Source organism: Streptomyces sp. NPDC094448, from assembly GCF_044763775.1.
Taxonomy (GTDB): Bacteria; Actinomycetota; Actinomycetes; order Streptomycetales; family Streptomycetaceae; genus Streptomyces.
Map to the genome: position 1 here is coordinate 248,023 of NZ_JBIWGU010000002.1, position 24,803 is coordinate 272,825.

General features: G+C 73.5%; 21 protein-coding genes and 1 pseudogene. 14 read left to right on the plus strand and 8 right to left on the minus strand.

Annotated elements, in window-relative coordinates; all coding sequences use genetic code 11:
* Positions 1-243 precede the first annotated feature (243 nt).
* Positions 244-1,326 (minus strand): Ku protein, encoded by a 1,083-nt coding sequence (locus tag ACIQ9E_RS04540; RefSeq protein ID WP_403701858.1) that lies wholly within the window; start codon positions 1,324-1,326, stop codon positions 244-246.
* A 41-nt stretch (positions 1,327-1,367) separates the two neighbouring features.
* Between ACIQ9E_RS04540 and ligD the strand changes: the two are divergent.
* Together ligD and ACIQ9E_RS04550 are read left to right on the plus strand one after the other, a co-directional pair.
* A pseudogene (gene ligD, locus ACIQ9E_RS04545) lies at positions 1,368-2,247 on the plus strand (non-homologous end-joining DNA ligase).
* Positions 2,248-2,312: 65 nt separating this feature from the next.
* Positions 2,313-3,224, plus strand: a complete 912-nt coding sequence (locus ACIQ9E_RS04550) for an ATP-dependent DNA ligase (RefSeq protein WP_403701861.1) — start codon at positions 2,313-2,315, stop codon at positions 3,222-3,224.
* A gap of 7 nt (positions 3,225-3,231) precedes the next feature.
* On the opposite strand, the gene ACIQ9E_RS04555 is transcribed toward ACIQ9E_RS04550, so the two are convergent.
* Entirely contained in the window at positions 3,232-4,086 is an 855-nt protein-coding gene (locus tag ACIQ9E_RS04555) for a nuclease-related domain-containing protein (RefSeq protein WP_403701864.1), read from the minus strand.
* Positions 4,087-4,314: 228 nt separating this feature from the next.
* Here ACIQ9E_RS04555 and ACIQ9E_RS04560 point away from each other — a divergent pair, with 228 nt between their 5' ends.
* From ACIQ9E_RS04560 to ACIQ9E_RS04590, 7 genes are all read left to right on the plus strand, one after another.
* A complete protein-coding gene (locus ACIQ9E_RS04560; protein WP_403701867.1) occupies positions 4,315-6,699 on the plus strand; it encodes a PBS lyase in 2,385 nt (794 codons plus the stop codon).
* Complete coding sequence (locus ACIQ9E_RS04565) at positions 6,696-7,058, plus strand: zinc-ribbon domain-containing protein (protein ID WP_403701870.1); 363 nt, start codon at positions 6,696-6,698, stop codon at positions 7,056-7,058. Before ACIQ9E_RS04560 ends, ACIQ9E_RS04565 begins: the two co-directional genes overlap by 4 nt.
* A 126-nt stretch (positions 7,059-7,184) precedes the next feature.
* Positions 7,185-8,033, plus strand: coding sequence for a hypothetical protein (locus ACIQ9E_RS04570; protein ID WP_403701872.1), 849 nt, complete (start codon positions 7,185-7,187; stop codon positions 8,031-8,033).
* A 263-nt stretch (positions 8,034-8,296) separates the two neighbouring features.
* The gene (locus ACIQ9E_RS04575) at positions 8,297-9,463 is read left to right on the plus strand and encodes a histidine kinase dimerization/phospho-acceptor domain-containing protein (RefSeq protein WP_403702895.1); all 1,167 of its coding nucleotides are present in this window, start codon (positions 8,297-8,299) and stop codon (positions 9,461-9,463) included.
* Between the two features lie 97 nt (positions 9,464-9,560).
* Positions 9,561-11,006 (plus strand): FtsW/RodA/SpoVE family cell cycle protein, encoded by a 1,446-nt coding sequence (locus tag ACIQ9E_RS04580; protein WP_403701874.1) that lies wholly within the window; start codon positions 9,561-9,563, stop codon positions 11,004-11,006.
* Positions 11,003-12,460, plus strand: a complete 1,458-nt coding sequence (locus ACIQ9E_RS04585) for a penicillin-binding transpeptidase domain-containing protein (protein WP_403701877.1) — start codon at positions 11,003-11,005, stop codon at positions 12,458-12,460. The genes ACIQ9E_RS04580 and ACIQ9E_RS04585 overlap by 4 nt, the downstream gene beginning before the upstream one ends.
* 62 nt (positions 12,461-12,522) lie before the next feature.
* Positions 12,523-13,005, plus strand: a complete 483-nt coding sequence (locus ACIQ9E_RS04590) for a DUF3291 domain-containing protein (RefSeq protein WP_403701880.1) — start codon at positions 12,523-12,525, stop codon at positions 13,003-13,005.
* Here ACIQ9E_RS04590 and ACIQ9E_RS04595 read toward each other — a convergent pair.
* The gene (locus tag ACIQ9E_RS04595) at positions 13,002-13,619 is read right to left on the minus strand and encodes a Uma2 family endonuclease (RefSeq protein WP_403701883.1); all 618 of its coding nucleotides are present in this window, start codon (positions 13,617-13,619) and stop codon (positions 13,002-13,004) included. The genes ACIQ9E_RS04590 and ACIQ9E_RS04595 overlap by 4 nt on opposite strands.
* A 215-nt stretch (positions 13,620-13,834) precedes the next feature.
* Here ACIQ9E_RS04595 and ACIQ9E_RS04600 point away from each other — a divergent pair, with 215 nt between their 5' ends.
* The 4 genes from ACIQ9E_RS04600 (at position 13,835) to ACIQ9E_RS04615 (ending at position 17,354) form a co-directional block, all read left to right on the plus strand.
* A complete protein-coding gene (locus ACIQ9E_RS04600; protein ID WP_403701886.1) occupies positions 13,835-14,770 on the plus strand; it encodes a diiron oxygenase in 936 nt (311 codons plus the stop codon).
* Positions 14,771-14,851: 81 nt separating this feature from the next.
* Positions 14,852-15,580: a TetR/AcrR family transcriptional regulator gene (locus ACIQ9E_RS04605; protein ID WP_403701889.1), complete on the plus strand. Its 729-nt coding sequence runs from the start codon at positions 14,852-14,854 to the stop codon at positions 15,578-15,580.
* 114 nt (positions 15,581-15,694) lie between these two features.
* The gene (locus ACIQ9E_RS04610; RefSeq protein WP_403701891.1) at positions 15,695-15,964 is read left to right on the plus strand and encodes a hypothetical protein; all 270 of its coding nucleotides are present in this window, start codon (positions 15,695-15,697) and stop codon (positions 15,962-15,964) included.
* 172 nt (positions 15,965-16,136) lie between these two features.
* A complete protein-coding gene (locus ACIQ9E_RS04615) occupies positions 16,137-17,354 on the plus strand; it encodes a C40 family peptidase (RefSeq protein ID WP_403701894.1) in 1,218 nt (405 codons plus the stop codon).
* Positions 17,355-17,404: 50 nt separating this feature from the next.
* Here the strand turns inward: ACIQ9E_RS04615 and ACIQ9E_RS04620 are convergent, their stop codons facing one another.
* The 5 genes from ACIQ9E_RS04620 to ACIQ9E_RS04640 all read right to left on the minus strand — a co-directional run bounded on the left by ACIQ9E_RS04620 (position 17,405) and on the right by ACIQ9E_RS04640 (position 23,547).
* Positions 17,405-18,661, minus strand: a complete 1,257-nt coding sequence (locus tag ACIQ9E_RS04620) for a styrene monooxygenase/indole monooxygenase family protein (protein ID WP_403701897.1) — start codon at positions 18,659-18,661, stop codon at positions 17,405-17,407.
* A 141-nt stretch (positions 18,662-18,802) separates the two neighbouring features.
* A complete protein-coding gene (locus tag ACIQ9E_RS04625) occupies positions 18,803-19,525 on the minus strand; it encodes a GTP-binding protein (RefSeq protein ID WP_403701900.1) in 723 nt (240 codons plus the stop codon).
* Positions 19,506-19,934 (minus strand): DUF742 domain-containing protein, encoded by a 429-nt coding sequence (locus ACIQ9E_RS04630; protein WP_403701902.1) that lies wholly within the window; start codon positions 19,932-19,934, stop codon positions 19,506-19,508. Before ACIQ9E_RS04630 ends, ACIQ9E_RS04625 begins: the two co-directional genes overlap by 20 nt.
* Positions 19,931-20,416, minus strand: a complete 486-nt coding sequence (locus ACIQ9E_RS04635; RefSeq protein WP_403701905.1) for a roadblock/LC7 domain-containing protein — start codon at positions 20,414-20,416, stop codon at positions 19,931-19,933. The genes ACIQ9E_RS04630 and ACIQ9E_RS04635 overlap by 4 nt, the downstream gene beginning before the upstream one ends.
* Complete coding sequence (locus ACIQ9E_RS04640) at positions 20,413-23,547, minus strand: nitrate- and nitrite sensing domain-containing protein (protein WP_403701908.1); 3,135 nt, start codon at positions 23,545-23,547, stop codon at positions 20,413-20,415. The genes ACIQ9E_RS04635 and ACIQ9E_RS04640 overlap by 4 nt, the downstream gene beginning before the upstream one ends.
* Before the next feature lie 409 nt (positions 23,548-23,956).
* Between ACIQ9E_RS04640 and ACIQ9E_RS04645 the strand changes: the two genes are divergently transcribed.
* Positions 23,957-24,745 carry a hypothetical protein gene (locus tag ACIQ9E_RS04645; protein WP_403701911.1) on the plus strand — a complete coding sequence of 263 codons (789 nt, stop codon included), beginning with the start codon at positions 23,957-23,959 and terminating at the stop codon, positions 24,743-24,745.
* Positions 24,746-24,803 lie beyond the last annotated feature (58 nt).

Below are 24,803 nucleotides of genomic sequence, written 5' to 3' on the forward strand. Positions count from 1 at the left end.
TCCCAATTTCTCACATTTCGCACCTGCTCGCGTTAGCGGCTTCGCCGCGCGCCCCCCCCCCCCCCCCCCCCCGCGGGCCCCCCGCCCCCCCCCCCGGGGGGGGGGGGGGGGCCCCCCCCCCGTCCGCGGCCTTCACCGTCTCAAGGCCTTCAAGAACGTCACCCTCCCGGGGTGTTGACAGTGCCGTGTCGCGGATGTGCGCGGGCCTCCCCGTGCAGTTCCGGCCCTTCGGTACGGCTCCGCTCAGGCCGACGCCCGTTTCTTCGGCGCCGCCTTGGCCGTCTTCTTCGCCGTCCCGGCCGTCCGGGCCGTGGACTTCACGCTCTTCGCCGCCGTCTTCGCCGACTCCGCGCCCTTCCCGGCTGCGGTGGACTTCCTGGCCCCCGCCTTGGCGTCCCCCTTGGCCGCGGACTTCGCCGTCGCCTTCCCGGCCGTCCTCTTCGCAGTCGGCCCCTTCCCGGCCGGCCCCTTCCCGGCCGCCGGCCTCTTTGCGGCCGTACGCTTCCGGCCCGCGATCGGCGTGACCCCGGCGGCCTCCGTCCCCTCCTCCCGGGCCTCCTTCGCCGCCCGCACACTGCTCTCCAGCGCCGCCATCAGGTCGATGACCTGCCCGCCGGTCTCCGCGGGCGCGGCCTCGGGCAGCGCCCGTCCGCCCTCCGACTTCGCCGCGATCATCCGCTCGACCGCCTCCCGGTAGTCGTCGTGCAGCGAGTCCATCGAGACCGTTCCGAGCGTGTCCATCAGCGCGTCCGCCAGATCGAGTTCGGCCTCCCGCACCGTCACCTCGGTCTGCGGCGCCACCCCCTCCGGCTGCCGGATCTCGTCCGGCCACAGCAGCCCGTGCATGGCGATCACATCGTCCACCACCCGCAGCATCCCGAGCCGCTCACGGCCCCGCAGGGCGAATTTGGCCAGGGCGACCTTCCGGCTCCGCTTCAGGGCCTCCCGCAGCAGGGTGTACGGCTTGGCCGCGGGCACTCCGTTCGCCGACAGGTAGTACGCCGCGTCCATCTGGAGGGGGTCGATCGACGAGGCCGGGACGAAGGCGACGATCTCGATGGTCTTGGCCGTCGGCAGGGGCAGCGCGGCCAGATCCTCGTCGGTGATCGGGATGATCGAACCGTCCGCCTCCTCGTACCCCTTGCCGATCTCGGCCGCCGGGACCTCCTCGTCGTCCAGCTCGCACACCTTGCGGTAGCGGATCCGGCCGCCGTCGGCGGTGTGGATCTGCCGGAAGGAGACCGAATGGTTCTCGGTGGCGTTCACCAGCTTGATCGGGATGCTGACCAGCCCGAAGGAGATCGCACCATTCCAAATGGATCGCACTTTTGATCCCTTCTGCCCGATAAACATGTGATTCTCATCGTATGACGCCGATCACGGAGGTGGCCGGGCGACGGATCACGCTCAGCAACCTCGACAAGGTCATCCACCCGGCCACCGGCACCACCAAGGGCGAGCTGCTGCACTACTACGCGGTCACGGCGGACGCGATGCTGCCGCATCTGCGGGACCGGCCCGTCTCCTTCCTGCGCTATCCGGACGGACCGGCGGGCCAGCGCTTCTTCACCAAGAATCCGCCGCCCGGTACGCCGTCGTGGGTACGGACGGCAGCCGTACCGCACTCCGACGACCCCGGGGCCCGGCAGATCGTCGTCGACGATCTGCCGTCGCTGGTCTGGGCCGCGAACCTGGTCGTGGAGTTCCACACCCCCCAGTGGCGGGCCGCGGCGCCCGGGATCGCCGACCGGCTGGTGTTCGACCTCGACCCCGGGGCCCCGGCGACCGTGACGGAGTGCTGCGAGGTCGCTCTCTGGCTGCGCGGGCGGCTGGCGGCGGACGGACTGACGGCCGGGGTCAAGACCTCCGGGTCCAAGGGGCTGCATCTGCTCGTACCGCTGGCCCCGACCCCGTCCTCCCGGGTGTCCGCCTATGCGAAACAGCTCGCCGTGGAGGGGGCGGAAGCGCTGCCCGAGCTGGTGGTGCACCGGATGGCCCGCGCCCTGCGGCCCGGCAGGGTCTTCGTCGACCACAGCCAGAACGCCGCCGCGAAGACCACGGCCGCGCCGTACACGCTGCGCGCCCGCCCCGAACCGGCCGTTTCGGCGCCGGTGACCTGGGAGGAGGTCGCCGAGCGGCGGGAGCTGGCCTTCGGTTTCGAGGAGATCGGCCCCCCCCCGTCTTGAGCGGTACGGGGACCTGCTGGCGCCGCTCCTCGACCCGGCCGCCGCCCGGCCCCTGCCGTGAACGCGCCGCACCGTCGGCTGCCGCCCGCGCTCCGGCCACCCCTGCGGCCCGCGCTCGCGGTGTCCGTGAGCAGCCTGCCGCGCGGCGCCGATCTGGCGTACGAACCCAAGTTCGACGGCCATCGGATGCTGGTCTTCCGCGACTCCGGCCCCGGCGGCGCTCCGGAGGTGCTGCTCCAGGCCCGCTCCGGCCGGATCGTCACCGGCGCCTTCCCCGATCTGGCGGCGGCGGCCCGGCGGCTGCCGCCGGGGACCGTGCTCGACGGCGAGGTCGTCGTCTGGCGGGACGGCCGTACCGACTTCGCGGCGGTGCAGAAGCGGGCCATGGCCACCGCGCAGCACGCGCCGGAGCTGGCGCGGGCGCTTCCGGCTTCGTACGCCGCCTTCGACGTGATCGCGGAGGCGGGCACCGATCTGCGGGCGCGGGCCTACCGGTACCGGAGGGAGCGGCTGGTGGCACTGCTCGCACCGCTGGGGCCGCCGCTCCAGGCGGTGCCGATGACGCTCGACGCCGACGAGGCCGCCGACTGGTACGAGGCGCTCCCGGCGATCGGCGTCGAGGGGCTGGTGGCCAAGCATCTCGGCCGGACCTACCGGAGCGGCGCCCGGACCTGGCAGAAGCTGCGGCACACCACGCTGCGGGACGCGGCCGTGACCGGTCACACCGGCCCGGCGACCGGTCCGCGCGCCCTGGTGGTCGTCCTCCGGGACGGCGACGGCACCCCGGTCGTCTCGGCCCCGCTGAGCCCGGCCCTGAGGGCACAGGCGGCGGCCGCACTGCCGCCGGGCACGGCCGGACCGGAGGGGCGGGCGACGGCCGCGGGGCTGGGCGAGATCGGCTACCGGCCGCTGGAGCCGGGGCTGGTGGCGGAGGTGGAGGTCCGCACCACCCGCCATGCGACGGTGACGGTGGCCAGGCTGCGGCTACCGCAGGACACGGACACAGCGGCGGACGGAGGCGCGGGCGCGGAGGGGTAGCCGGGGGTCAGGTCCTCGTCCAGGTGCGGCGGTCGCGCGCCGTCGCGTACACCGTCTCGATGTCCGCCGGTTTGAGTACGCCCCCGAGTGCGGCCAGCGCCGGGACGTCCGCCGCCGACAGGATCCGTACCTCCCCCGGGCCCGTCGGCACATCGGCCCGCCCGGCCGGGCCCACCAGCACCAGCATCGGGCGGACCGCCGTCGCCAGGGCGCAGGAGGCGCGTTCGGCCCGGCGGCGGGCAAGCCTCAGCGGCGGCACCGCGGCGTCCCGTCCGCCGCCCCTCGGGTGCAGCAGGGCGGCCCCGGCGCGGCCCGGCAGCGACCGCGCGGGCACGGTGTGCACCGCGAACACCCCGCCGGGACCCACGGCCAGATGGGGGATCCGGTCGTCCCCGGGCAGCGGTACGGAGTGCAGCAGCCGCCAGCCCGTGCCCTCCCAGCCGTCGAGCGCGGCTCCCACCGTCTGCTCGGCGGCCAGCAGGGCGCGGTCAGCCCGGTGCGGATCGCGCAGTACGCGGGCCGTCCGGCCGCGGGCCGGGAGGTGGTCGAGCCGGGCGTGCAGGGTCTCGCCGGGCCGGTTGGGGGCGAGATCGTCGTCAGGGTGCAGCGCCAGCCGGGCGAGCCGGGCGGGGGTCGGCACGGGCGGCGGGCCCACGGTGACCTCACCCGTCACAAACGGCGCGAGTGCGGCCAGCACTTCGGCGCGGAGTGGTTCGTGTGCGATACGGATCCGGCCACCCTCACCGGGCCCGCCGGGGCCCGGTGGGCCGTCCTCCGGGTCGTACCAGCCGACGATCCGGCCGTCCCGCGCCCGTACGAACAGCCGGTCGCCTGCCGGTGTGACGCGCAGTAACCCCGCCATGCCCTCACCTCCGGCCCCCGGCCACCCGGCGTGGCGCTCCGGCCCATGGGACCAGTCCCCGGCCCTGGGGAGCAATAACCTCGCCATGTGCGTTCGTTGCCGACTCCATGTCGGCTCGGTGGTGCACACTTCCACCGAACGAATGGTTCGAACGGGGTGGTGAACGCACCCCTTGCGGGCGTATGCCTGTGGTGCTCCGTGAGGACGGGGCCCGGGGAGGAGGCACACGTGTTCGGGGGGATCGACGAGGTCGAGTGGGCCGGACTGGAGCACGCCTACGGATCCGCCGGTGATGTGCCGGGGCTGCTGCGCGGGCTCGCTTCACCCGATCCGGTGGTGCGGGAGTCCGCGCTGGACGCGATGTACGGGGCGGTCCACCACCAGGGCGACGTCTACGATTCGACGCTCGCCTGCATACCGTTCCTGCTGGAACTGGTGGTGGATCCGGCGGTGCCGGACCGCGGCGGCATCATCGAGCTGCTGACCAGCATCGGCGGTATCGAACTCGACGGGGACGACGAGCTGGACCCGGAGTGCGAGGAGTTCGAGTCCGCGGCGAACTACGCCATGGCCGCATCGGCGGTGACCGCGGGGGCCGACGCGTTCCTGTCGCTGGTGGGCTGCGAGGACCGCGGGGTGCGGCTGACGGTGCCGCTGGCCCTGGCCGCGTTCCACGACGAACCGGCCCTGGTGCTGGCGCTGCTGCGGGAGCGGCTGAAGGTGGAGCAGGATCCGGAGGTCCGGCTGGCGTATGTGGAGGCCGGCGGCCGGATCGCGCTGCGGCACGACGGGCTGGCGCCGGAGGTCGTCGAGTGGCTGACCGCGCTGACGCACGGCCCGCACGACGGCAAGCCTTCGGTGTACGACCCGGACGCGTACGCGGTGGGGCTGCCGCCCGAACCGCCGGTCCGCACCCGGCCGCATGCGGACGGCGTGAACGGTCCGAACGGGCCGGGAAGTCAGGGGGGCACGAGCGGTCCCGGCGGCGCGCAGCGCGCGGACCGGCGGAACCGCGCGAAGGGTCGGGACCGGACCGGCCGGAGCACGGACGGCACCCGGTCCGGACCACCGGCCCCCGGCCGGCCGTACGACCCCGGTCTGCGGCTCTCCGCCATCGCCCAGCTCGCCCGCTGCGCCCCGCACACCCTCCCCGCCGACGTGGTGCCGGACGTCACCGGGCTGCTGCGCGAGCTGCGGACGGGCCGCGGGCCCGAACGCTTCCACCGGGCACCCGCCGGGCCGCCGCGCCCGGTACCGCCACCGGGCCCGGCGACGCTGCTGGGCAGACTGCTCGACCAGCGGGATGCGGAGCGGGCCACCACCCGTACCGCGCCGTGGACGGGCGATCTGCTGCGCACCCTCCACGACGGTCTCGGCGACCGGGTCGACGACCGGATCGCGCTCCTCGCGGACCAGTTGTGCAGCCCCGACTGGGGTCAGCGGATCGACGCCGTCCGGATGAGCGCCCGGCTGATGCGCACCTGGCGCGGGGGGTACGGGGAGCTGGTCGGCCTGATCGGCGAGCAGCTCCACGACGGTGAGCCCGGTCTCGCGGACGCCGCCGTCACCGCGCTGGAGGACCTGCACGGGCTGGCGCTGCCCGCGGCCGACGCACTGGCGGACCATGTGATCGCCGGGGGTCCCGGCCGGTGGGTGCGGCGGTGGGCGGAGGAGCCGGATGCGCTGGGCCGGGCGCTGGTGGCCCTGTCCCGTACCGGCGACGTCCGGGCGGTACCGGTGCTGGCGCGGCTGCTGGAGCGGGATCCGCTGCCCCGGGACCTGGGCTTCGCGGTGGGACATCTGGGCGCGGCAGCCGCGCCGCTGGTCCCGGCGCTGCGCGAGCGGCTCGGCGCGCTCCCTCTCGACGACCGGCTGTACGACACCGCCGGTTCGCTGCTGTGGGCGGTGAAGGCGCTGCGGGCGTCCGAGGCGCTGCCCGAGGTGCTGCGGCTGCTGCGCGGGGCGCCCGAGTACCGCAGGGAGTGGGTGGTCGAGCTGGTGCTGCGGGCCCTGGCGGCCTTCGGTCCCGCGGCCGCCGACGCGGTGCCCGGGTTGCGGGCCCTGCTGCGGGACGGCGCCCGCCGGGACGGATCGTCGCCGGCCTTCGGGGCCAAGGCCGCGGCGGCCCTGTGGGCGGTCGAGGGCGATGCGGACGCGGTGCTGCCGGTGCTCTGCGCGGCGCTGGCCGGGCCGGACCAGGGGGCCCGGCGGGTGGCGGCGGAGACGGTCGGCGCGATGGGCCCGGCGGGGGCCGGGGCCGCGTCCGTACTCGCCCCGCTGCTGACGGCCGCCGACCCGTGGACCCGGGTGGACGCGGCCCATGCGCTGTGGAGCGTGACGGGCGGCCCGGGGCTGTCGTGGCCGGTGCTGCGGGCGGCGTGGGACTCGCTGCCGAGCACCCGGATCCCGACCGCCGAGCGGCTGGCGGGCAGGGCGGTTGCCGACGGAAGTGCGGCCGGGCCCGGGGGCGCGGCGGGGCTGCTCCGCTCCGAGCTGGTGCAGGTACGCCGCCACAACGCCATAGACGGGGGGTACGGGAGTCATGACATCGTGAGGGACGAGAGGCTGCTGGCCCGGTGCCGGCAGGCGCTGAACGGGAGGACCAGTCCATGATCATCTTTGGCACCAAGGGGTATCTGTACCAGCTCGCGATAGTGACGCTGGTCTGCGGCCGCTGCGGCAACCCGGCCGCGCACACCCTGCGCAAGCGCGTCACGAAGTTCACGCTGTTCTTCGTTCCGCTGTTCCCGGTCTCGACGAAGTACGGCACGCAGTGCACCTTCTGCGGGGCGGAATCGCAGCTCTCCGGGGAGCAGGCCGAGCAGCTCCAGGTCCAGGCTGCGACGGCGCCCGCGCCGGGTCACGGTCCGCAGCAGGCCAACCCCTTCGCCCAGGGCAACCCGTTCCCGCAGGGACAGCCGGGACAGCCGGGACAGCAGCCCGGCGCCCCGGGCCATCCGTACCAGCGCTGACCGCATCGGCGCCGGGCTCCGTCCGGACGCCCGCCGGAGCGGTCCCGGACATCTCATATGGTTGACGGGAAACCATTCGTACTCTGACGGGAAACCACCGCCCGTCCCCGCCCGGCGAGGAGATCCTTGCGCCCGCGCGCCCGTCGTCCACCGACCGTCCCGGCCCTGCTGGCCGGGGCGGCGGCCGTCCTGGCGGGGCTGCTGTCGGGCTGCGGTACGGCGGGCGATCTGCGCAGCGCCGGGCCGACGCCGACGGCCACCGGGCCGGTACGGCTCTGGCCCGATCTGCCGCCGGTGACCGCACCCCCGTACGACTACGGCGAGATCGACACCGTGCCGATACCGGGCGTCCGGGTGCCGTCGGGCGGGGTCCGGGCGCTGGACCCGGTCGCCGTGGTCCGGGCCGAGGCCCGGACGTACCCCATGTCCTACTACCACCCGAAGGGCCCGCCCGAGCCGCTGGGCGACCGGCTGGCGGCCTGCGCAACCCGGGGCGGGAAGGGCGCCGCGGGCACACCGCAGCAGCCGGGCGACTGCCCGGTCCTCACCCCGTACTACCGCGATCTGACCGGCGACCGCCGGGAGGAGCTGATCGTCGGAGTGCGGCTGGGCCGGCAGCTGACCGAGGTCCGGGTCTTCACGCCCGGCGCGCAGCAGGACCCCGGCGTGCTGACCCGGATCATGGCGACGTCCGACCAGCTCGTCAGCGTGGAGCTGGCGGGCCGCGACATCATCCTGCGGTCCGTTTCGGCCGGTATTCCGGGGTACGAGTACCGGACGGCCTGGTCCTGGGACGAACAGCACCAGGCCATGCTGCCGACGCGCGACGAGATCGTGCGGGTGAAGCCCCGCTCCGGCAAACCGGTGCCGGGCGCTTCGGCGCGAACCACGGGCTCCGGCGAGGGCACGGGTGACGGCACCGGCACCGGAGCGGATCCCGGCGGGAACGGCGGCACGGAGGCGGACCGGCCGTGAGACTCCCGATCAGACGCCCCCGGTCCCGCGTACCGTCACCCTCGTCACCCGTACCGCCCTCCGCCCCGACCGGGCACGGCCCCTCCCCCGTACCGCCTCCCGCGGCCGCCGGGGACGGCCGCCCCGGCCCGGTCACCGCCGACCGCCCGGCGCCCCTGCCGCGCCGCCCGCGGAACCGCACCGCCCGCGGACTCCGCTGCTGGGCCCGCCGCCCCCGCTGGACCGCGACCCTCACCTGGAAGGCCGCCCTTTTCATCACGGTCATGTGCTGCACCCTCGCCGCCCTGCTCGGCGTGCTGGTGCACGTCGGGGTGACCCGGCAGACCGTGGACGCCTCCCGCGAGAAGGCGCTGGGCCGGCTGGAGGAGGTCACCGAGGCGTACGAGGCGGGGCATCCGCTGCCGAAGTTCGGCGGCGTCGACCCGGCCGGGCTGCCGGACCGGCTGCGCGAACTGGCGCTGCGCGGTGAACGCGGCACGATGGTCGGCAGCTACCGGGAGCGCCCCACGATGTGGGCGGCGGGCCCCGCGGACGGCCGGGCGATCGCCGTCCGGATCGACTACACCCAGAGCGCCCGGACGATCTCGGCCCTGGACCGCGCGATCCTCGGCTCCGCCGGGCTGGCGATCGGGGTGACCCTGCTGGTGGGGGCGTTCGCGGTGACCCGGGTCACCCGGCGGCTCCATCTGACCGCCCAGGTCGCCCGCCGGATCAGCGCCGGTGATCTCGACGCCCGGGTCGGCGACCCGCGGGCCGCGGACCCCTCCCGCCCCCAGGACGAGGTCGCCACGGTCTCCGGGGCGCTGGACACCATGGCCTCGTCGCTCCAGCACAAACTCCTCAGCGAGCAGCGGTTCACCGCGGATGTGGCGCATGAGCTGCGGACCCCGCTGACCGGGCTGTCCGCGGCGGCCGAACTGCTCCCGGAGGGCCGCCCGGCGGAGCTGGTGCGCGACCGGGTGCGGGCGATGCGGGCGCTCACCGAGGATCTGCTGGAGATCTCCCGGCTGGACGCCGGCCGGGAGACGGTCGATCTGGCCGTGTACGAGCTGGGCGAACTGGCCGCGCGGGTGGCCCGCGCGGCCGGACCGGGCACGGAGGTACGGGTGGTGCGCGACGCAACCGTGGAGACGGACCGGCGGCGGCTGGAACGGGTGCTGGGCAATCTGGTGGCCAACGCGCACCGGCACGGGGCGCCGCCCGTGGTGCTGACCGTGGACGGCCCGGCGGTGACGGTCTCGGACGGCGGTCCCGGCTATCCCGGCTACCTCCTCGCCCACGGCCCGGAGCGGTTCCGTACCGAGGGCACCACCAAGGGCCACGGCCTCGGCCTGACGATCGCGGTGGGCCAGGCGTCGGTCCTGGGGGCGGCGCTGACGTTCCACAACTCCCCGGAGGGCGGCGCCCTGGCCCGCCTCACGCTGCCGTAACGGAGCTCCGTACGGCAGGGCGCCAACGTGGGTGGCCACCCCACGCCGCGGGCCTGCATAACGGACATAACACCCCACGCTTGCTACGTTGCCCCGCATGACCGCAAGCGCAGGCACCGATATCGGTTCCGGTACGGGCACGGCCACCCAACCGGTGCCCCGGGCGGCCGCCTGGCGCCGGCGCGGTATCGAACTGCTGCTGCTCGCCGGTGCGGTACTGATCCCGGTGTACGGATACGCCTCCGTGGGCCTCGCCCGCGGCGGAGCCGTACCGCCCGATGTCCTCGGATACGGTGCCGGGCTCGGCACCCTCGCCCTGCTCGCGTATCTCGCGGTCCGGCTGCGCGCCCCCGCCGCCGACCCCCTGGTCCTGCCGATCGCGGTCCTCCTCAACGGCCTGGGCCTGGTGCTGATCTACCGCCTCGACCTGGAGACCGCGGACCGTGCCGCCGCCCCCGCCCAGCTCGTCTGGTCGACGCTGGGCGTGGGCCTGTTCATCGTGGTGGTGGCACTGCTCCCGGACCACCGGCTGCTCGCCCGCTACGCGTACGTCTCGGTGGTCGCCGCCCTGGTGCTGATGGTCGCGCCCGTCCTCTTCCCGCCGGTGAACGGCGCCCGGATCTGGATCCGGGTGGGCGACCTCTCCTTCCAGCCCGGGGAGTTCGCGAAGATCCTGCTGGCGGTGTTCTTCGCCGCCTATCTGGCCGCCAACCGCCGCACCCTGGCGTTCCGGGGCCGCGGGCTGCGGCGGTTCCGGCTGCCGCCCGCGCGGGTGCTGAGTCCGGTGGTCACCGTCTGGCTGATCAGTGTGGGCGTCCTCGTCCTGGAGCGGGACCTCGGTTCGTCCCTGCTGTTCTTCGGCCTGTTCGTGCTGATGCTGTACGTGGCCACCGGCCGCACCGGGTGGATCCTGGCCGGTCTGGCGCTGGCCGCGGCGGGCGCGTACGCGGTGGGCACCATCGAACCCCATGTGCACGGCCGGGTCGACGACTGGCTGGACCCCTTCGCTTCGGTACGGGCGGGCCGGGGGCCCGGCCAGCTCGCCCAGTCGCTGTTCTCCTTCGGCGCGGGCGGACTCCTCGGCACCGGACTGGGCCTCGGGCACTCCACTCTGATCGGCTTCGCCACCAAATCCGACTTCATCCTGGCGACGGCGGGCGAGGAGCTGGGGCTGGCCGGGCTGACCGGGATCGTCCTGCTGTACGCCCTGCTGGTGTCCCGCGGCTTCCGCGCCGGGCTGGGCCTGCGCGACGATTTCGGCCGCCTCCTCGCGGTCGGCCTCGCGTCCATCGTCGCCCTCCAGGTCTTCGTCATCACCGGCGGAGTCACCGGTCTGATCCCGCTGACCGGTATGGCGATGCCGTTCCTCGCCCAGGGCGGTTCGTCGACGGTCGCCAACTGGATCATCGTGGCGCTGCTGATCAGACTGAGCGACGCGGCCCGCGACCCGCTGCCCGGCGGACCGGACGGGGATCCGGCACCGGAAGAGCAGTCGCCGCTGCTCGCGGGCAATCTCGACGGACCGCGGAAGGCCGTCCGATGACCCGGACCATCCGGCGCGCGGCCGCGCTCTGCCTCGTCCTCCTCGCGTCGCTGCTGGTCAACGCCGCCCGGGTGCAGATCGTCGAATCCCCGGCCCTGGACGGCAACCCGGCCAACCGGCGCGGCCCGATCGCCCGGTACGCGGAGCCCCGCGGCGAGATCCTCGCCGGGGGGCGGACGGTCACCGGATCCCGCGACACCCGCGAGCAGCTCCGCTACGAGCGCACGTACACCGACGGGCCGATGTACGCCCCGGTGACCGGCTACGCGTCCCAGACGTACGGCACCTCCCTGGTCGAACACGCCGAGGACGCGGCGCTGTCGGGCGCGGACCCGCTGCTCTCCGTCTTCCCGCTCTGGAACGACCTGAGCCGGTCCCGCCGCTCCGGCGGCCGGGTGCACACCACGATCGAACCGGCGGCGCAGAAGGCGGCGTTCCGGGGGCTGGCGGGCCGGCGCGGCGCGGTCGCAGCGCTCGAACCGTCGACGGGCCGGGTGCTGGCGCTGGTCAGCAGCCCTTCGTACGATCCGGGGGTGCTGTCGGGCACCGGTCCCGCGACCCGCAGGGCCTGGGCCGAGCTGAACGGTTCGGACGCCGAGCCGATGCTGAACCGGGCGATCCGGCAGACGTATCCGCCCGGCTCCGCCTTCAAGATCGTCACCGCAGCGGCGGTGCTGGACGCGGGGCTGGTACGGGATGTGGACGCGCCCACCGACACCCCCGACCCGTACGTGCTGCCGGGCACCAGGACCCGGCTCCCGGACGCCGCCGAGGGCTGCGGCGGCGCGTCACTGGCCTATGCGATCCAGTGGTCGTGCAATTCGGTGCTGGCCGAGCTGGGGGCGGAGGCGGGGCTCCCCGCGGTGCTCGGGACGGCCGAGAACTTCGGCTTCAACGACCGGTCGCTGCGGATCCCGTCCCCGGTGGCGCCCTCCGCCTTCGACCGGCGGATGTCGGTGGACCAGCTCGCGCTGTCGTCGATCGGCCAGTTCAACACCACCGCGACGCCGCTCCAGATGGCGATGGTGTCGGCGGCGGTCGCCAACGGCGGCACGCTGAAGCGGCCCTATCTGGTGGACCGGGTCACCACCTCCGGTGGACGCCCGGTCCGCCGCTACCACCAGCGCGTGTACCGGCGGGCGATGAACCCGGTGACCGCGCAGAAGCTCCAGCGGCTGATGGTCCGGGTGGTGGAGGACGGCACCGGCCGGAACGCGGCGATCCGCGGCGCCCGCGTGGGCGGCAAAACGGGCACGGCCCAGCACGGCCCGGACAACACCGGCACCCCGTACGCCTGGTTCATCGCCTGGGCCCAGGCGGACGACGCGGTCCAGCCGGGAGTGGCGGTCGCGGTGGTCGTGGAGGACGCGGAGGCGATCCGCGGCCGGATCAGCGGCAACGGCAGCGCGGCGCCGATCGCCCGGGCGGTGATGGAGGCGGTGCTGCGGGACTGAGCCCGCGGTTGCGCGGAAAAGGGTGCTGCCGCCGGGGGCTCGACCCGCCTAGGGTGCGGATCATGACATCGCACGAACTCGCCCAGGTGAACATAGCCCGCCTCAAATTCCCCCTCGACTCCCCCGAGCTGAAGTACTTCGTCGACAACCTGGACCCGGTGAACGCGGCGGCCGAGGCCTCGGCCGGATTCGTCTGGCGGTTGAAAGACGAAGCTGCCGGCACTGACGAAACCGTCGGTGATGCCACCGGCATCCGGATCTTCGACGACGAGTGGCTGATCGTGAATATGTCCGTCTGGCAGGGCGTGGACGCGCTGAAGGACTTCATGTACCGCGGCACCCACCGCGAGCTGCTGACCCGCCGCCACGAGTGGTTCGAGCGGGTCGCCGAGGCGATGACGACGCTGTGGTGGGTCCCGGCGGGCCACCGCCCCACGATCGCCGAGGCGGAGGAGCGGCTGACCCGGCTCCGCACGGAGGGCCCGACGGCGCAGGCGTTCACCCTGGGCCGGGTGTTCCCTGCACCGGGGGAGGAAGGCGCCTAACGCCCGACCGATGCGCTGCCTGCCTTGGGAAAGCAGGTCAGGTCGATGTCGACATCGAATGGTCGGTCCAACTTGAGCTGCTTGTGATGGATGCCGGTCACCGCGTAGGAACGGCTGGCGGGGTCGAGTTCGTAGACGTAGACCACGGGGGCTTCGTTGACGTTCTCCACCCGCCAGAAGTGTGGAATGCCCGCACGGGCATACTTCATGGGTTTGACGTCCCGATCACGTTCTTGCGACTCGGGCGAGGTGATCTCCACTGCCAGCAGAAGATCCTCCGGCTGATAACAAGTCTGAGCCGTACTCAGGTACGAATCCTCGGGCACCACCATGAGATCCGGCTCAAGCCTGGTGCGTCGCTCCAAGCGGATCGTCATCTCTCTGATGACAAGGAGATCCTGAGGTGCACAGGCCACAAGCCCATTCTCCAGCGCACGTAAGACGAACATATGGAAGTTGGCCTGCGCACTCATAAAGACAAGCACCCCGTCGATCAGCTCCGTATGCGGAGGAAGGTCAGGAAGCCTGTCGAGATCGTCCGCCGTCCACCCGTCGACCGGCGGACGAGGCCATTCGTACCCGTCGTCCTGCGCATCATCGGGTGCGGCGCTCATAGGTGCTCCCATGGGGCGGAGTCTGCCTGTCCCGATCAGGGTACTCAGTTGACTTGTCCCGTCGTCATCGCCCGAACGAGCGAATAGCCACTCCTGATTGACATTCCCTACACCACAACACACCTCTCCCCACTCGCCCCCTTGACGCGCCTGCTGACACACAGTCTGATAAGGGGGACCACGCCGGTACCGGAGACCACGAGGTGTCCATCGCCATGACGACCGTGACCGGCCGCCCCGCGCGGCCGACCCATGACGCGCTCGGTCCCCTGCGGGACCGCGAAGAGGTCGCCCGGAAGCTGCTCGCCGCCTCCGCCAGGCATTCCTTCGACCCCGACCGGGATCTGGACTGGGACGCCCCGCTCACGGCGGACGGCTGGTACTGGCCGCCCGAGCTGGTATCGCTCTACGACACCCCGCTGTGGCGGCGCATGTCCGGGGAGCAGCGGCGCGAACTCTCCCGGCACGAGGTGGCGTCGCTCTGTTCGCTGGGGATCTGGTTCGAGATCATCCTCACCCAGCTGCTCGCCCGGCATATCTACGACAAGCCGCTGACCAGCCATCACGTCCGGTACGCCCTGACCGAGATCGCCGACGAGGCACGGCACTCGATGATGTTCGCCCGGCTCATCGGGAAGCTGAGCACCCCCGACTACCCGGTACCGCGCCGCTACCACCAACTCGCCCGCGTCCTGAAGACCGTCTCGACGCCGTCCGGGACCTTCGCCGCCACGCTCATCGGCGAGGAGATCCTCGACTGGATGCAGCGGCTGGCCTTCCCCGACGAGCGGGTGCAGCCGCTGGTCCGGGGGGTCGCCCGGATCCATGTCGTCGAGGAGGCCCGGCATGTCCGGTACGCCCGTGAGGAGCTGCGGCGGCGGATGGTGAGCGCGCCGCGCTGGGAGCGCGCGGTGAGCCGGGTCAGCGCCGCGGAGACCGCCCTCGTCTTCTCCGTCTGCTTCATCAGCCCGGCGGCGTACGCGAACGCCGGACTCGACCCGCACGAGGCGGTCGCCCAGGTCAGAGCGAGCGGGCACCGCCGTGAGGTGATGCAGTCGGGCGCCCGGCGGCTGACGGAGTTCTTCGACGACATCGGGCTGCTGCACGGCCCCGGGCGCCGGATCTGGCAGGCGTCCGGTCTGCTGGCATGAGGGCGGGCCGGGGGGCAGGGCGGCCGCCCGCCGGGGGGAGCGGCAGGTCGGCGGGCCCGCGGCCGGGGCTACCCTGCCGTCATGACCAGTTCCGCGCCGGTGACCCGCGCCTACCGGCGGCTCAGCGTCGAACAGCGCCGTGCGCAACTGCTCACGGCGGCCCTGGCCCTCTTCGCCCACCGCCCGCCCGAGGATGTGTCCCTCGACGACGTCGCCGAGGCCGCCGGGGTCTCCCGCCCGCTCGTCTACCGTTACTTCCCCGGTGGAAAGCAGCAGTTGTACGAGGCCGCGCTGCGTTCGGCCGCCGACGAGCTGGAGTCCTGCTTCGCCGAAGCGCACCCGGGCCCGCCCGGCGAGCGGATGGCCCGGGTGCTGGACCGCTATCTGGCCTTCGTCGACTCGCACGACGCCGGGTTCAGCGCACTGCTGCGCGGCGGCAGCGCCACGGAGTCCTCCCGGACGACCGCGATCGTCGACGAGGTCCGCCGGGCGGCGGCCGAACGGATCCTGCGCGATCTCGGCGCCGAGCGGCCGGGCCCGAGGCTGCGGATGACCGTCCGCATGTGGATCGCGGCCGTGGAGGCGGCGTCCCTGATGTGGCTGGACGGACAGAAGCGGCCGCCCGCACCGGAGCTGCGCGACTGGCTGGTGGACCAGTTGCTGGCGCTGCTGGCCGCCACCGGGGCCCGGGACGCCGAGACCGGGCGGCTGGTCGGCGCCCTGGTGGCGCAGGAACCGCCGGACGGCCGGGTCGGCGCCCTCGCCCACCGGCTGGGACCCCTGCTCGGGGCGGGTGAACGGGCGCCCTGACCGGGCCGGGCCCGGCCGGCTCCCGGGGGAAGCGCTTCCCGCGGCCGGGAACGGCACCGTCCCGGACACGCGGGCGCCGCGGTCCGCGCGGGGGCCGTGGGAGAGACTGGGTGCGTGAGAAGTGAGAAGACCCCGTTCACCGGGGGACCGCTGGACGGGCAGGTGCTGGACGTGCTCACCGGGCCGACCGGGCATCCGCCGAAGTGGTACGAAGTGCCCGTACCGCAGGACGGGGGCGACCCGCCCGTCGTCCACGCCTACCGTCGCGAGCCCGCCGGGTACGGCAAACGCCTCGGGCTCCCCCGCGGCTGGAAGTACGTCTACGCCCCGGAGGGCCGGGAGCGGCGCGAGCTGAAGTGGCCCTGGTCCGGACCGCGGGGCTGAGGGCCCGATCCAGCGGCCCCCGCGAGGCGACACGCCGCAGCCGCCGCGCGCACCGCCGCAAGGAGTGAAGAGGTGCGCCCGAAGCGGTCACCCGGGAGGCGCGCGGGCGCGGGCGCCCGCACGCTCCGGAGCACGGGACGGAACCCGCCGCCCCCGGACCGGAGGTGATCACGTGTCAGGCAGGATGCTCCGCGCGGTGTGCACGGCCGCGCTCGCGGCGGTCACGACGGTCGCGGCCGTACCGGTGTCCGCCGCATCCGCCGGAACGTTCCTCCGGACCGGGGCCGCGCCCGCCCTCCCGGCCGTTCCGGAACCGGAGGCCCCCGCGGCCACCGTCCCGGAGCTGCTCACCCGCCTCGGCGCCCTCTACCGCGAGGCCGAGGCCGCGGCCGCCGCGTACACCGCCGCCGAGAGCAGGCTCACCGCGCAGCGCGCCGAGACCGCACGGCTGGGGCGGGAGCTGACCGCCGCCCGGGATGCGCTCGCGACGGGCCGGGACGCGGCGGGCCGGCTGGCCCGGGAGCAGTACCGGGGTCATTCGAATCTGTCGTCGTCCCTGCGGCTGCTGCTCGCCCGGGATCCGCAGGCCGCCCTGGACCAGGGGCATCTGCTGCGGCGGGCGGCGGCGGACCGGCTGGCCTCGCTGGACCGGCTCGCGGCCCGGACCCGGCGGGCGGAGCAGCTGGCCGCGTCTGCCAAGGCCGCGCTCGATGCGGAGCGCGCCCTCGCGGCCGAGCAGCAGCGGGCCCGGGAGACCGCCGACGAGCGGCTCGCCGCCGTCGAGCAGGCCCTCTCCGCGCTCACCCCCGAGCAGCTCGAAGGCATCACCTCGCCGGCATCGCAGGCCCTGCTCGCCGGTCCGGGGGCACTGGGCGCGCCCTCCCACGACCCCGGCAGCACCGACGGCACCGACGGTGCGAACGGCGGCAGTACCCCGCTGCCGACGGCGGAGGGCGAGCGGGCGGTGCGCTACGCGGTGGAGCAGATCGGGAAGCCGTACGAGTGGGGTGCCCGGGGTCCGGACGCGTACGACTGCTCCGGACTGACCTCCGAGGCCTGGTCGTCGGCCGGGCGGGCGATCCCGCGGACCAGTCAGGAGCAGTGGCGGGAGCTGCCGCGGGTGCCGGTCGGCCGGTTGCGGCCCGGTGATCTGGTGGTGTACTTCGCCGGGGCCACGCATGTGGGCCTGTATCTCGGGGACGGGCGGGTGGTCCACGCCCCGCGCCCCGGCGCCCCGGTCAAGGTGTCCCCGCTCGCGGCCAATCCGGTGCTGGGCGCGGTCCGTCCCGACCCCGGAAGCGCCCCGCTGCCGGAGTACACCCCGCCGGAGCTGCCGGAGGCCGCGACGGACGGCCCGGACGCGGGCTACTCCTCCGCGGAGGCACCCTGACGGAGCGGGGGCGGCCGGTCTCACGGCCGCCCCCTGCCCGAACTGCCCCGCTATCCGCCGAAGGTCGACAGATACGCTCCCGCCTTCTCCGGGTCGTAGAAGAAGTTTTCGAAGTCGGCGGGGTCGTCGAAGCCGTTCGCGAACCGGTCGGCGACCGGCTGGAGCTGTCCCGCGGCCCCGATCAGGTTCAATACGTGCTCCGGCGGCGGCGCCAGCATCGCGTTCGTCCACTTGGTGACGTGCTGGGCGGTGGTCCAGTACCGCTCGAAGGTGTTCCGCATCCAGGTCTCGTCGAACGCCCGGTCGCCGTGTTCCACGATGGAGTCCAGATAGGACGCGGCGCATTTGGACGCCGAGTTGGAACCCTGCCCCGTGATGGGGTCGTTGGCGACGACCACATCCGCGACCCCGAGGACCACACCGCCGGAGGGCAGCCGGCCGACCGGGCCCCGGACCACCGGCGCGTACCGGCCCGCGAGCGTGCCGCCGCCGTCGGTCAGTTCGGCCTTGCCGGCCCGCGCGTACTCCCAGGGGGTGAAGCGCTTCATCAGCTCCAGCGTCAGCTCCAGATGCCGCACCGGGTCCTTGACGCCCGCGAAGACGTCGACGGGGCCGCCGGGGACGCCCTCCCAGAAGAGGATGTCCGCGCGCCCCGAGGTGGTGAGCGTCGGCATCACGAACAGCTCGCCGACACCGGGCACCAGATTGCAGCGGACCGCGTCGTAGTCCGGGTGTTCGGGGCGCGGCCCGAGCCCGTGGACATAGGTGACGGCCAGGGCGCGCTGCGGGCTGTCGTACGGCGAACGGGACACGTCCCGCCCGAACATCGACACCAGCTCGCCCTTGCCCGCCGAGACCAGCACCAGATCGTAGGTCCGGGCGAAGAAGTCCAGGTCGGAAACGGCCGCGCCATGGATGACGAGCTGTCCGCCGCGCTGGGCGAAGGTCTCCATCCAGCCGGCCATCTTGACCCGCTGGTCCACGGACTGGGCGTATCCGTCCAGCTTCCCCACCCAGTCGACGATCCGCGGCGACGGGCCGTCGGGGGCGTCCGCGGCCGGCGGGCCGGCGACGGAGACGCCGAGGCCTTCGATCCTGGGGGCCTGGGACTCCCAGAAGTTGATGTCCAGATCGCGCTCGTGCTGGAGCGCGGTGTGGAACATGCACTGCGTCGACATGACCCGGCCGGACCGGATCTCGTCGGGGGTGCGGTTGGACATCAGCGTGACCTCGTAGCCCCGGGACTGGAGGCCGAGGGCGAGCTGGAGCCCGGACTGTCCGGCTCCGACTATGAGTATCTTCCGCATCCGGGAGGCTCTTCTCTCAGGTGTCTGGGGCGGGGGCCCGGTTCGGCCGGCTCGTGAGCCGGGACCGGGCACGGGCGGCGTACGGACAGGCGCCGGCCGGGACCGGGAGCCGGACGGCACCGGGGCTCCGCTGCCCCGGTGTCATTCGGGTGTCTCGTCCAGGGCGCGGGCGACGAGCGCCGACAGCGCCTCGACGACGCTGTACCGTTTCCGTGCGTCAATGATCACGATGGGTACATGCGGGGCTATGGTCAAGGCCTCGCGCACGTCTTCCGTCTCGAAGAGTTCCGAACCCTCGAAGTGGTTGACGGCCACGAGGTACGGCAGGCCGCTGCCCTCGAAGTAGTCGAGGGCGGGGAAGCAGTCGGAGAGCCGCCGGGTGTCGGCGAGGACGATCGCGCCGACCGCACCGCGCACCAGGTCGTCCCACATGAACCAGAACCGCTGCTGGCCGGGGGTGCCGAAGACGTACATCACCAGATCGTCGTAGAGCGTGATCCGCCCGAAGTCCATGGCGACGGTGGTGGTGAGCTTCCCCGGGGTCGCGGAGAGGTCGTCGGTCTCCTCGCTGGCCTCCGTCATCAGCGCCTCGGTCTGGAGCGGGGTGATCTCCGAGACCGCGCCGACGAAGGTGGTCTTGCCCACGCCGAAGCCGCCCGCGACGACGACCTTGGCGACGGTCGGCGCGCGGGTGTGGTCGAGCTGCCAGGACTGGAGGCCCTCTTCGGGCTCCTCGTCACCGGCGGGCAGTCCGAAGAAGCCGGGGGCGGCCGTCCGGTCCGGCGGGCGGGGCTGCGCGATCCGACCGGTGCCCGCTCCGTCGTGGAGTGGACCGGAGAGCGTGTCAGAGGCGGCGGAGTCCACTCAGCACCCTTTCGAGCAGTGCGCGTTCGGGGCGGCCCGGGCCCTGCCCGGTGCCGTATACACGAATTCTGCCCTGGTCGGCCAGGTCGCTCAGCAGCACCCTGACGACGCCCAGGGGCATCTTGAGGATCGCCGAGATCTCGGCGACGGTCCGCATCCGGCGGCAGAGTTCGACGATGGCCTGAAGCTCGGGCATGACCCGGGACGACAGATCGCCCTTGGGCAGCTCCCGGCGGTCGGCGGGGGCATCCAGCGCGGCGACGAAGGTCTCGACGAGCAGGACGTGCCCGAAGCGGGTGCGTCCGCCGGTGAGCGAATAGGGGCGGACCCGGGCGGGGCGGCGGTTCTCGCCGCGTACGGGCAGCTTCGCCGGTCCGGCGCCGGCGGGTCCCGCGGCGGCGGCGTTCACCGGGCCCCCTCCAGGGACTGCCGCAGCTCGCTGCGGAGTTCGGGGGTGAGCACATGTCCGGCCCGGCCCACGAACAGGCCCATGTGGTAGGCGATCACGCTCATATCGCAGTCGGCTTCGGCATGCACTCCGAGGAGTGAACCGTCGCTGATGGACATGATGAAGACACAGCCGTCCTCCATCGCCACCACGGTCTGTTTCACCCCGCCGCCGTCCATCAGCCGGGCGGCGCCGATGGTCAGGCTGCCGATACCGGACACGATGGTGGCGAGGTCGGCGCTGGAGCCCCTGGGGCCCTCCGACGCCGTGGTGCCGCCGGTGGCCGCGGCGTTCCGCGCCGGGTCGGAGGAGAGCAGCAGCAGTCCGTCGGACGAGACGACGGCGACCGAGCGCAGTCCGGGCACCTCCTCCACCAGATTGCTCAGCAGCCAGTGCAGATTGCGGGCCTCACTGCTCAGGCCGAACGTCCCGGTCGCAGTCAACTGCGTGCCTCCTCGACTGTGTCCCCCGCTTCTTCTGGTGCCGCGGTACGGGCGATCTCGGCCTGTGCCTCGCGGCGGCCGTCCTCCGCGGCCTTCTGGAACCCACCGAGCCTACGCCTCAGTTCGGCCGGGTCGACGCCGCCACTCCTGCGCTCCCCCGGATCGGTGGCGGGCCGCACGACTTTGGGTGTGCGCTTGGGCAGGCCCTTGTCGGTGACCCGGTCCCAGACCGGCGCGGCGGTTTCGGCCGGGGCCGCGGCGGCGGCCGGATCGGCGGGCGCGGTGCGGTCCGCCGGATCGGCTCCGGGGTCCGGAAGCCGCATTTCGAAGGTGGGTTCGTCGATTCCCGCGACCACCGGGTCGCCGTCGGCGGTCCGGCCGTGCGCCTCGGGCTCCGCCGCGCGTACGGCCGCTTCCGCGGCCTCGACGAGCGGGTCGGTCAGGGGTTCGGCGAAGGGCGGCTGCGGTACGGGGGCGGGTCCCGCGGGACCGCTGTCGTACGCGCCGGTGGGGTGCTGCCCGCCGGGCCGCACGGGCAGGGCGGGCGGGGCGTCGTCGGCGGGCGCGGCGGGGGCGGGTACGGAGACGCTCCCCGCGGCGGGCGCGGTGCCCGGCTCCTGGACCGTACCGCTGTCCGGATCCGTACCGGTACGGACGGTGGGCTGACGGGAACCGGCGGGCAGCGCGTTGGAGTTGGCTTCGGCGACCGAGCCCGGCAGCCGGACGGCGGGCATGGAGCCCGAGTCCGTCAGCGGATCGCGCAGCTCGGTGCGGGCACCCTGCGGCAGCAGGGCCATCGGCAGCACCACGACCGCGGTGATCCCGCCCTGCTTCTGGTCGCGGAGCTGGACGCGGACCCCGTGGCGGGCGGCGAGCAGCGCGGTGACGCGCAGCCCGAGCCCCTCGGGCTCGGACGCCCTGCCGTTCTTCCCGGCCCTGCCGCCCTTCGGGCCCTTCCCGTTCTTCGCGCTCTTTCCGTTCTTCCGGGCGGTCCGCCCGCTCCGGACGCCCGTCGCGTCGTGGCCGTTCCCTTCGGCCCCCGCGGCCCGGCCGTCCGTACCGGGGTCCGCGGACTCGGCCGGTTCCTCGAACGAGAGCGGGTTCTCCAGCTTCTCGTTGAGTTCGGCGAGCCGCCCCGCGGTCATCCCTATGCCGGTGTCCTGGACGGAGAGCATGACTTCCCCGTTCTCCAGGAGCCAGCCGGACAGCTCGACCCGGGCCTCCGGCGGGGAGAACGCGGTGGCGTTCTCCAGCAGTTCGGCGACCAGGTGGCTGAGGTCGTCCGCGGCGAATCCGGCGACCTGGGTCTGCGGCGGCAGCGACTGGATGACGATCCGTTCGTACCGTTCGATCTCGCTGACCGCGGCCCGCAGCACATCCACCAGCGGTACGGCGCCCGGATGGCCGTGGCTGTGCTCCGCCCCGGCGAGGACCAGGAGGTTCTCGCTGTGGCGGCGCATCACGGTGGCCATATGGTCCAGTTTGAACAGGGTGGCCAGCCGCTCCGGGTCCTGCTCGCGCTCCTCCAGCTTCTCGATGACCGAGAGCTGGCGGTCGACGAGACCGAGGTTGCGCAGGGAGAGATTGACGAAGGTGTGCTCGACGCTGTGGCGGAGCCGTTCGACGTCGGCGGTCAGCTCCTCCGTACGCCGGTGGGCGTCGGCACGGGCCGTGGCCAGCTCGGCGGCGAGGGCGTCCCGTTCGGCGGCGAGTCCGCCGCGGGCGCCGTCGAGGGCGCGGGCCCGTCCGGTGAGTTCGCGGACCTTGCCGTGGAGTGTGTTCAGGGAACGTACGGTCTGGGCGAACTCGTCGTTGCGGCCGGTGAATCCGACGGGCTCCTCCGTCTCGGGCGCGCCCGCGAGCCGGGCGGCACCGCGCCGGAGCACGGAGAGCGGCCGGGTGATGGTGCGGAGCAGCGCGGCGAGTACGGCGACGGCGAGCAGCAGCAGTCCGCCGAGGACGGCGATCCGCAGTTCCAGTTCGGTGACGTCGTCGTCGCGGAGCTGCTCGAAGGCGGTGATCCGCTGGGCGGCCAGCGCGGACTCGACGCCGCGCATCTGCTCGATCCGGGCGGTCAGGGCGGCGGCGAGCTTCCGGGGATCGGTCTCCCGGTCCCGGGCGGAGAGCTGTGGTTCGTCGGTGAGGCGGCTGAGGTAGGTCTCGGCCGCCTCGACCTCGGCGCCGGTGACGGTGGTGAGCAGGGACTCCCGGGCCGATGTGGCCGCGTCCTGGTCGAAGTCGGCGAGCGCCGCCTCCTCCCGGACCCGGGCCTGCTGGGCGAGGGCGCTGAGGGCGTCGCGGACGCGGGCGGCGGCCTTCTGCTCCTCGCTCTCCTCGTCCCCGGACTGCCCGTGCTGCCCCGACTGGTCCTGCTGTCCCGACTGGTCCTGCTGTCCGGAGCCGTCCGTAGTGCCCCCGGACCCGTCCGGTTCGGCGGTGGGCACGGCGAGGGCGGCGAGCAGGAGTCCGCGGGTCGCGGAGGCCTGTTCGACGGCGAGGCCGAGGTCGGCGTGGGCGCGGGCGCCGTCGGCGGCCCGGGGCGGGGTCTTCTCGGCCAGCTCCCCGGCGAGCGCGTGCAGACCGTTGATGACGGTCGTGTACGCGTTGTGCGCTTCCAGTGCCGTGCCCTTGCCGCCGAGAGCGCTGCGGCGGACGGTCGGTACGGTCGCCAGATCGCGGCGCAGGGCGGCCCGTTCGTCCGGGATGGAGCCGCGGATCTCCTCTATCTGCCGGTCGACCCGGGCGGCGGGGGCGGTCACGGCCTTCTGCCGGTCGCCGGGCCCGCCGTCGCGGCCCGCGGCGATGTACGCGGTGACCTCGTCGCGTTCGTCGGCGAGGGCGTGGGCGAGGGTGACGGCCTGCCGGTTGAGTTCGGCGAGGGTCACCAGACGCTGGGAGTCGTGGAGTTCCGAGGAGCTGTCCAGCAGCCCGGGGGCTCCGGCGCCGGTGACGATCAGCGCGACGACGGCCACTCCGACGACCAGTCTGCTGCGCAGTTTCCTGCTGCGTCCGCGCGCGACGGGTACGTCGGGGGGAGGCAGGGGCATGGAAAGGTGGGCGTCCTGCGCCGAGAACGTTCCGGGGGCCCCTGGGGCGGCCGTCGGGGCCCCGGAAGGCCGCTTGTTCTGCACCGGTGCTCGCAATCCTGCTCGACTCGTCCAGCCGTTGACCCATGTAGCAGAGGTGACGACCGGTCACCCGGAACGTTCCCACCCCGGCACGGGCACGGCTTCAGACGATTCCAGTGCGTTTGGGAGGGAGACGCCGTTCGGCCGCTCCGCCACCTGAACGAGTGAACATCACCCATGAGTTGGCAAACAACTCCTCGGAGCGACGGCGGCCATGGCCCACCGGCCACTGATTGGATCTTCCGGTCCGGCTTTGGCAGGATGCCCGCCCGCAATCACGCGATGACCACAAGTGAGGCAGAACCGGGCCGCAGCAGGCTCACATATCCCCTGGCAACCGGTCTGACCAGCCTGTACGTACGAAATCCGCAGGTGTGCGGGGTCCGTGAACAGGTGATGCAGACTGGGGCCCATGCGTATGGAACTCGCCACCTCGGCCGGCCTTTCCGAACAGCCCGGCGAGGACTGGGCTTCGGTGGCCCTGCCCGCGTCGGGCCAGGGGGGATCGCTGGTACTGCTCGACGGGGTGACCCCGCCGCGGGGCGACGACGGTTGTGTGCACGGAGTCCCCTGGTTCACCGCGCGACTGGGCGGTGCGCTGCTCGAACTCACCACATCGAGGCGCGATCTCGAATTGACCGGAATTCTCTCCACGGCCATTCGCCGCACCGCCGACGCCCACCGCCAAACCTGTGACCTTTCTCACGTGCGAACTCCGCAGGCGACCGTGGTCGTCGCCCGGTGGGGCGGACCGGACGGGGAGGTGGAGTATCTGGTGCTCTCCGACTCCACCCTGCTGCTGGAGTCCCCGTCCGGGGAGGTACGCGCGGTACTCGACGACCGCATCGACCGGCTGCCGCGCGAGGCGCTGCGTACCCATGCGTCGGCGGACGCCCTGCGCAATGCGGAGGGCGGTTTCTTCACGGCGGCGGCAGACCCTTCGGTCGCCTCCCGCGCGGTGACGGGCCGGGTCCCGCGCGCCGGGGTGCGCTCCCTGACCGCGCTCACGGACGGCGCCTCGCGCTGGACCGACCTGTTCAAGGAGGGTGACTGGACGGACTGTGTCGCCCTGTTGCGCGCCTCGGGTCCGCAGACGCTGATCGACCGGGTCAGGGCGGTCGAGACGGCGACGCGGGAGCAGGGCGAGCCGTTCCGCTGGAAGCTCCACGACGATGCGACGGCGGTCTTCGTGGAGCCGTAGGCCGGGTCAGGGGGCGGGGGCCCGTCCGGGTGCGGGGGCCGGGCGGGGGTGCGCCGGG

Bases quoted from the DNA above. Each gene is read 5' to 3' on its own strand.
- ACIQ9E_RS04645 (WP_403701911.1), top strand. From the start codon at position 23,957: ATGCGTATGGAACTCGCCACCTCGGCCGGCCTTTCCGAACAGCCCGGC.
- ACIQ9E_RS04605 (WP_403701889.1), top strand. From the start codon at position 14,852: ATGACCAGTTCCGCGCCGGTGACCCGCGCCTACCGGCGGCTCAGCGTC.
- ACIQ9E_RS04595 (WP_403701883.1), bottom strand. From the start codon at position 13,619: ATGAGCGCCGCACCCGATGATGCGCAGGACGACGGGTACGAATGGCCT.
- ACIQ9E_RS04620 (WP_403701897.1), bottom strand. From the start codon at position 18,661: ATGCGGAAGATACTCATAGTCGGAGCCGGACAGTCCGGGCTCCAGCTC.
- ACIQ9E_RS04590 (WP_403701880.1), top strand. From the start codon at position 12,523: ATGACATCGCACGAACTCGCCCAGGTGAACATAGCCCGCCTCAAATTC.
- ACIQ9E_RS04585 (WP_403701877.1), top strand. From the start codon at position 11,003: ATGACCCGGACCATCCGGCGCGCGGCCGCGCTCTGCCTCGTCCTCCTC.
- ACIQ9E_RS04575 (WP_403702895.1), top strand. From the start codon at position 8,297: ATGTGCTGCACCCTCGCCGCCCTGCTCGGCGTGCTGGTGCACGTCGGG.
- ACIQ9E_RS04600 (WP_403701886.1), top strand. From the start codon at position 13,835: ATGACGACCGTGACCGGCCGCCCCGCGCGGCCGACCCATGACGCGCTC.
- ACIQ9E_RS04555 (WP_403701864.1), bottom strand. From the start codon at position 4,086: ATGGCGGGGTTACTGCGCGTCACACCGGCAGGCGACCGGCTGTTCGTA.
- ACIQ9E_RS04580 (WP_403701874.1), top strand. From the start codon at position 9,561: ATGACCGCAAGCGCAGGCACCGATATCGGTTCCGGTACGGGCACGGCC.
- ACIQ9E_RS04565 (WP_403701870.1), top strand. From the start codon at position 6,696: ATGATCATCTTTGGCACCAAGGGGTATCTGTACCAGCTCGCGATAGTG.